The organism is Aromatoleum sp. (genome assembly GCF_036675785.1).
In the GTDB taxonomy this organism is placed as follows: domain Bacteria; phylum Pseudomonadota; class Gammaproteobacteria; order Burkholderiales; family Rhodocyclaceae; genus Aromatoleum.
In genome coordinates this window covers 145435-151434 of the sequence record NZ_JAKFEF010000025.1, presented here as the reverse complement: position 1 = coordinate 151434, position 6000 = coordinate 145435, and the positions used below count along the sequence as shown (strand labels likewise).

The window sequence follows — 6000 nt, the reverse complement described above, 5'->3', positions numbered from 1 at the left end:
CAGGTGCTGCGCACCGGCATGGGCGCGATGGAGAACTCGAACACCTGGCAGGTGTTCAAGTGGGGCTACGGGCCCACGCTCGACGGCATGTTCACGCAGTCGAACTACGGCGTCGTGACCAAGATGGGCATGTGGCTGATGCCCGCGCCGCCGGACTTCCGCCCTTTCTGCATCCAGTACCCGAACGAGACCGACATCACCAAGATCGTCGAGGCGCTGCGGCCGCTGCGCATCGCGATGGTGATCCCGAACGCGGTGGTGATCGCGCACACGCTGTGGGAGGCGCCGTGCACGCCGGTGAAGCGCGCGGACTATTACACCGGGCCGGGCGCGATCCCCGACGAGGCCGTGAAGAAGATCCAGGCGGATCACAACATCGGCGCGTGGAACGTCTACGCGGGCCTCTACGGCACGAAGGAAACCAACGACGCCAACTGGAAGATCATCGAGGCGGTTGCGGCGGGCACCGGCGGCAAGATCATCACGCAGGAGCAGTCGAACGGCAGCCAGGCGTTGGAATACCGTTTCGACCTGATGAAGGGCAAGCCGAATCTCGGCGAATTCGGGCTCTACAACTGGCGTGGGGGCGGCGGTTCCATCTGGTTCGCGCCGGTGTCGCAGGCGAAGGGCGCCGAGACGCTCAAGCAGATGCAGATGGCGAAGACCATCCTCGCCAAGTACGGCTTCGACTATGTCGGCGAATTCATCGTCGGCTGGCGCGATATGCACCACGTCATCGACCTGCTGTACGACCGCTCGATTCCGGAGCAGATGGAGAAGGCGTATGCGTGCTACGACGAGCTGCTGCACACCTTCGCGAAGGAAGGCTACGGCATGTACCGCGCGAACACGGCCTTCGCCGAGAAGGTTGCGGCGACCTACGGCCCGGTGAAGCGCGACGTCGAGAAGCGCCTGAAGAAGGCGCTCGACCCCAACAACATCATCGCGCCGGGACGGTGCGGCATCAGCCTGTAAGGGGGAAGCATGAAGGAATACAAGCTGTTCATCGACGGCGAGTGGGTGTCGTCGTCGACCGAGACGATCCTGGACGACATCAATCCGGCGACGGGCGAGGTGTGGGGGCGGGTGCATCAGGCCTCCGCCGACGACCTCGAACGTGCCATCGCCGCCGCCTACCGCGCGCGTGAAAGCTGGGGCAACACGCTCGCGAACGAGCGTGAGGCGATCCTGCTGCGCGCGGCGGACGAGCTGCAGAAGCGCATCCCCGAGGTCGCGGACGTGCTGATCGACGAGGCTGGCTCGACCTTCGGCAAGGCGATGTTCGAGGCGTCCTTCGTCGTCAATCTGCTGAGGAGCGCCGCGGGCGAGTGCCGCCGCATCACCGGCGAGACGATGCCCTCCGACAGCCCGGGCGTGTTCTCGATGAGCGTGCGCCGCCCGCTGGGTGTGATCGCCGGGATCGCGCCGTTCAACTTCCCGTTCCTGCTCGCGACGAAGAAGGTCGCGCTCGCGCTCGCGGCCGGCAACACCTTCATCCTGAAGCCCGCGACTTATACGCCGGTCACGGGCCTTAAGATCGCCGAGATCTTCGAAGCGGCGGGACTGCCGAAGGGCGTGCTCAACGTCGTGCCGGTGCAGGGCTCGGTGCTGGGCAACAAGTTCGTCTCCGATCCGCGCGTGCGCATGATCACCTTCACCGGCTCGACCGAGGTCGGCCGCGAGCTGTCGGCGGAAGCGGGCAGGCACTTCAAGCGCATCACGCTGGAGCTAGGCGGCAAGAGCCCGCTGATCGTGCTGAAGGACGCGGATCTCGACTACGCGGTGAATGCCGCGGCCTTCGGCATCTTCCTGCACCAGGGGCAAGTGTGCATGGCCAACTCGCGCCTGATCGTCGAGGCGCCGATCTTCGATGCCTTCTGCGACAAGCTCGCGACCAAGATCAGCAGCTTCAAGGTGGGCGACCCGCACGATCCGCAAACCGTGATCGGGCCGCTGATCGACCGCAAGCAGTGCGCGGTGCTCGACCGCCACGTCGCCGACGCGGTCGCGAAGGGCGCGAAGCTGCTCCACGGCGGCAAGAGCGAGGGAGCGTTCTACCAGCCGACCATCCTCGCGGGCGTCACGCCCGAGATGGTCGTGTTCCGCGAGGAGAGCTTCGGCCCCGCCGTGTCGGTGATCCGCGCCGCAGACAGCGAGGAGGCGCTGCGGCTCGCCAACGACTCGTGCTACGGGCTTTCGTCCGGCCTGATTACCAACGACCTGCAGAAGGCGTTCGACCTGTCGCTGCGCTTGGAGGCGGGGATGGTGCACATCAATGACGCCTCGATCATGGACGAGCCGCACGTGCCCTTCGGCGGCATCAAGGACAGCGGGATGGGGCGCGAGGGCGGGCATCACTCGATGGACGAGATGACCGAACTCAAGTGGATCACCGTACAGATGGGCAAGCGGCAGTTCCCGTTCTAGAGGGCGGAGGCGCGACGTCGTAGGGCGGAAAACGCAGTTTCGCCGCAGCCAAAAGCCGAAAGCGCCTTCCGCCCTATGGGGAGATTCACGCCGCGGTGTGGCGGAAGGCGCTGCGCTTTTCCGCCCTACGGCTGAAGTTGGTGGCGGGCTTCGTGGAAATAATCAGGGAGGAGACATGAAAATCAGGCAACTGAGCATCGCGGTCGCGCTCGCCACCGCGGTCGTCGGCAACGCGACGGCGAAAGAGGGCGGCGACCAGTACCCGAACGGCGCCGAAAACTGGCTGGCCGGCGCGGTCCCGCCGCCGGGCAACTACTTTCTGAACTACTTCGGCTACTACGACGCGAAGCTGCGCGACGGCGACGGCGACAAGGTGCCGGGGACGTCGGTGCGCGCGTGGTTCGATGCGCTGCGCTTCATCAAGATGACGAACACGAAGATTCTCGGCGGCGACTGGGGGATGCACCTGATCGTGCCGTTCGTCAGCCAGGACGTGAAACTCGGCGGCCCCGGCGCGTCGGCGAGCGGCGTCGGCGACATCACGATCAACCCGATCATCGTCGCGTGGCACACGCCGAACCTGCACTGGACGGTCGCGCTCGACTTCAACCTGCCGACTGGCAAGTACGAGTCGGGCGACCCGAGGAAGAGCATCGGCACGAACTACTGGAGCATCGAGCCGATCTTCGCGGTGACGTGGCTGTCGGACTCGGGCTGGGAGCTATCGGGCAAGTTCATGTACAACATCAAGCGCAAGAACGAGGACTTCCGCCCCGCGCCCGGCGCGCCGAAGATGGATTACGACTCCGGCGACGATTTCCATATGGACTACGTCGCGGGCAAGCACTTCGGGCCGTGGGCGGTCGGTCTGTCGGGCTACTACCTGAAGCAGACGACCGACGACGAGCTCGAAGGCGAGACCCTCGCGGCGGTGCCCGGCCTGTGGTCGCGGGGGCGCAAGGGCGAGGTCTTCGCGATCGGCCCGAGCGTGAGCTACACGGCCAAGAGCGGCACGATGTTCATCGCGCAGTGGCAGCGCGAAACGTCGGCTGAAAACCGCTTCCGCGGCGACAAGGCCTGGTTCAAGCTCGTGCTTCCCTTCTGACCCGGGCGCTTACGCGTTCGGCCGCGAGGCCCGGTTCTCCGGGAAAATCCTCTGCAGCAGCGTGACGAGGGTCTGGCGCTCGTCTTCGGTCAGGTGCTGGACCAGGCGCTTTTCGTGTTCGTTGACGCGGCGCTTGAGCTTCTTCAGCAGCGCGCTGCCGTCGGGAGTCAGCACGAGCGCGTTGGAGCGGCGGTCGTTGTCGGCGGCCCGCCGTTCGACGAGGCCGCGGCGTTCGAGGTTGTCGATCACCGAGACGACCGTCGAGCGGTCGAGGTGCGCGGCGCGCGCGAGCTCGCTCTGCTTCAGGCCCGAGTTCGCGTCGATGATCACGAGCACGCCGAAGAGTCCCGGAGTGACGTCGAACTCGCCGAGGGACTGCGCGAAATCCCGGAAAATCGCGATCTGGGCGAGCCGCAGCTGGTAGCCCGCGAGGCTCGGCAGGATGCCGAAATCGAGGCCTTTTTCGTCGAGGGTCTTCTTTCTGGTCATGTCACTTCCGGGAACTGCGATCGATGGTGCGGCAACAATGCGAATGCTACCGTATCTCGGTCTTCAGCCAAACCATCTCGTGATTGTTTGACATCAAACAGTTTGACAGAAAGCGACGTAATCGTTATCGTCCGGGGCGTGGATGCGGCTTCGCATCCTCCCCCTGGACGGGCGGCGGTCGGGTTCGACCGCACTGCGGTCCGGCACCCTTCATATGCGAACAGGAGAAGACCGCGATGGCGTTGACGATCAACGAAGACTGCATCAATTGCGATGTGTGCGTGCCCGAGTGCCCGAACGAGGCGATCGCGGCGGGCCCCGACACGTTTGTCATCGACGCCGCGAAATGCACAGAGTGTGTCGGATACTTCGACGAACCGCAGTGCGCCGACGTCTGTCCGGTCGACGCGATCCTGCCGCTAGCTGCCTAGCAGGCCCCGATCGCCGCAGCGCGGTTCGGCCGTGCGCCGAAGCGCGCCGAGTCCGTCCCTGAATGGATACGAGACGGGCTGAAAATATTCATAGCTGTGTATCATGAAATCGCTTTGACTGCCGATTTCCACTGACGTCGGCATCGATGCCGAGGCCCTCTTTCGCCTGTTGACGCGGCAAGCGAACGCCGTTCGCATCCAGCTCTTCCAATTCGCTCGGGGCTGGCTGGTCGAAGCCCTGTGAGGGCCCCTCGACCGGGGTCGGGGCGAACGACCGATTCCGGGTCGCCGGTTCAATAATCCCGCCCGGCCGTCGCTTCGGCCGCGACGTTCTCCAGTCCGCCGAAGCGCTCGTAGAAGTACGGCGCGGCGGGGGGCAGGGGGCCGTTCGGCGTCTCGCAGACCGCCATCAGGTGTTCCTGGGCGAGGCGATACGTCAGCCGATAGACGTCGCGGCACAGTTCGCGCGCGACCGCGCCGCTCCAATCGTTGGGCATCAGCTGGTCCGGCAGCAACGGATCGTGCAGCAGCGTGCGGCGGAATTCGTGCATCGTCAGTGCCTGCACGAGAAAGCATTGTTCCGGATCGAGATTGCGGGTGCTGCGCAGCGCCCGCAGCACCGGGCGCAGACGGTCGATGAATTCGCGGTACTTCCCGCCGATTTCTTCGAGATTCCAGCACTCGCGCGCGAGTTCCTGCAGCGGCCGGCCCGACAGCGCGCCGATCGTGTTCGACGTCATCGCGACGACCTTGTCGTGCGCGCCGGTGTCCTGAAGGATCTCGAGCAGCGTGTCGCTGCTGGCCGAGGGGTGGGCGAGCACCGCCGGCGCGACTGCGCCGAACCCCGCCCACGACAGCTCCTTGCGCAGGGTGTCGCGCTGCGTGCCGCCTAAACTCGCCGGCAGGATCACGAGCTGCCATTCCCCGTTCCACACCTCCTGGCGGTCGTCGTAGATGCGCCGGTATGCCTGTTCGAAACGGCGGCGCCCGGACGCGGTGAGGCTGTAATAGCTCTTGCGCCCGATCTGCTCCGACACCAGCCATTTGTCCTGCGACAGCCGGTAGACGCTGGTGCGCACCATGCGCTCGTTGAGCCCGAGCGGCTCGACGAGGCGGATGAAACTGCCGAGCCAGACGGTGCCGCCGTGGGGCGCGATGAAGTCGCCGTAGATCGTGATGATCAGCGAGTTCGCCCGTACCCGGCGCTCGGCCAGGTAGTCGTCGATCCATTGCTCGAGAAATCGGCTTTTCATTGATTGGTTACCGTCGGAGTCGATGTGGGGGGTGCCGAGGTCTTCGATGCCGGTCGATTCTAGCGTCCGGAAGGCGATTCAAGAAACCATTGCAGGCCGGCATCGCCGATGCCTTGCGTGGGGTCCGCTGCCCGCGTTCCGGTCGCCCTTTGATCCAGGTCAACCTCTGTGAAGAATTCTGCCTGACGTGATACAAATACATTGACCAAGAATGGCTGCATTTGTATCGTTAAGTCCAGAAGTTGCGGTTGATCGGGCGCAATCCCTGGGCGTGTCAAAGCGGTCGCGAGGTGTG

6 protein-coding genes are annotated in these 6000 nt (G+C 64.9%); 4 read left to right on the top strand and 2 right to left on the bottom strand.

Going from position 1 to position 6000, the window contains the following annotated elements:
• The 3 genes from V6M37_RS07430 to V6M37_RS07420 all read left to right on the top strand — a co-directional run.
• On the top strand, nt 1-975 hold a 975-nt coding region (locus V6M37_RS07430), incomplete at its 5' end, for an FAD-linked oxidase C-terminal domain-containing protein (protein WP_332671926.1).
• Between the two features lie 9 nt (nt 976-984).
• Nucleotides 985-2427, top strand: coding sequence for an aldehyde dehydrogenase family protein (locus V6M37_RS07425; RefSeq protein ID WP_332671924.1), 1443 nt, complete (start codon nt 985-987; stop codon nt 2425-2427).
• Nucleotides 2428-2602: 175 nt separating this feature from the next.
• On the top strand, nt 2603-3532 hold the full coding sequence (locus tag V6M37_RS07420) for a SphA family protein (protein ID WP_332671922.1): 930 nt from the start codon (nt 2603-2605) through the stop codon (nt 3530-3532).
• Between the two features lie 9 nt (nt 3533-3541).
• Here V6M37_RS07420 and V6M37_RS07415 read toward each other — a convergent pair whose 3' ends face one another.
• The gene (locus V6M37_RS07415) at nt 3542-4021 is read right to left on the bottom strand and encodes a MarR family winged helix-turn-helix transcriptional regulator (RefSeq protein ID WP_332671920.1); all 480 of its coding nucleotides are present in this window, start codon (nt 4019-4021) and stop codon (nt 3542-3544) included.
• 236 nt (nt 4022-4257) lie between these two features.
• Between V6M37_RS07415 and V6M37_RS07410 the strand changes: the two genes are divergently transcribed.
• Nucleotides 4258-4452: a YfhL family 4Fe-4S dicluster ferredoxin gene (locus V6M37_RS07410; RefSeq protein ID WP_332671919.1), complete on the top strand. Its 195-nt coding sequence runs from the start codon at nt 4258-4260 to the stop codon at nt 4450-4452.
• 293 nt (nt 4453-4745) lie between these two features.
• Here V6M37_RS07410 and paaX read toward each other — a convergent pair whose 3' ends face one another.
• Complete coding sequence (gene paaX / locus V6M37_RS07405) at nt 4746-5705, bottom strand: phenylacetic acid degradation operon negative regulatory protein PaaX (protein WP_332671918.1); 960 nt, start codon at nt 5703-5705, stop codon at nt 4746-4748.
• Nucleotides 5706-6000: the final 295 nt, after the last annotated feature.

Excerpts from the sequence above, each read along its gene's own strand:
- V6M37_RS07425 (WP_332671924.1), top strand. The coding sequence starts at position 985 with ATGAAGGAATACAAGCTGTTCATCGACGGCGAGTGGGTGTCGTCGTCG.
- V6M37_RS07420 (WP_332671922.1), top strand. The coding sequence starts at position 2,603 with ATGAAAATCAGGCAACTGAGCATCGCGGTCGCGCTCGCCACCGCGGTC.
- V6M37_RS07415 (WP_332671920.1), bottom strand. The coding sequence starts at position 4,021 with ATGACCAGAAAGAAGACCCTCGACGAAAAAGGCCTCGATTTCGGCATC.
- V6M37_RS07410 (WP_332671919.1), top strand. The coding sequence starts at position 4,258 with ATGGCGTTGACGATCAACGAAGACTGCATCAATTGCGATGTGTGCGTG.
- paaX (WP_332671918.1), bottom strand. The coding sequence starts at position 5,705 with ATGAAAAGCCGATTTCTCGAGCAATGGATCGACGACTACCTGGCCGAG.